A 619-nucleotide genomic window follows, 5' to 3' on the forward strand; every position below is an offset into this window, starting at 1 on the left:
CTTCAGACTCGCGGCCATCTTTACCATCTGACTGCGCAGCAGATTGTACGCCAGCAGCACGCCCCACAGCTCTTGCCGTATCCCCGCCGCCTTCTTGCTGCGCAGGGTCAGTCGGTGTTGTTGCAGGCTGTGCTTCATCTCCCGATAGCCCAACTCGATTTCCCAACGGTGGCTGTAGAGCTCAACGATGTCGGCGCCCGGGAAACGCATCGGGTCGACCATCGAGGTCAGCACCTGCCGCTCTTTGCCGTTGATAGTGCGAGTCAGCAAGCGGGCTTCCACTGTGTCCGGCAGGTGCGGCTACTTCTTCCTCGCCTGTGGGCTGGTCTTGAGATGCACCAGCACATCCTGGCGCCCCAGCTTGCGCACCACCTCGTATTGCGTGCCCTTTTTGAGTGGCAGCAACCAGTGGCGCTCGCTGCCAGTGGTTTGCCAGGCGTGGAGCAGACCGAGAGAGTAAAACCCCTTGTCGAACAGAGTCAGCGAGTGGTCTGGTGTGCGCGCGACAAGCTGTTCGGCCAACACCATCTCGTTGACGGCGCAGCTCTCCATGACCGCCTGAACAAGCAGGTGACTGGTCAGCTCCATCTGACAGAGCATGCGTACCTGCGGATAGGCG

At 60.7% G+C, this 619-nt stretch carries 1 pseudogene; it reads right to left on the minus strand.

The window, feature by feature from the left end:
* A pseudogene (locus ACB035_RS20475) lies at positions 1–619 on the minus strand (IS4 family transposase); the annotation flags it as partial.

The organism is Aeromonas sp. S12(2024), from assembly GCF_041402305.1.
GTDB classification, from domain to species: domain Bacteria; phylum Pseudomonadota; class Gammaproteobacteria; order Enterobacterales; family Aeromonadaceae; genus Aeromonas; species Aeromonas veronii.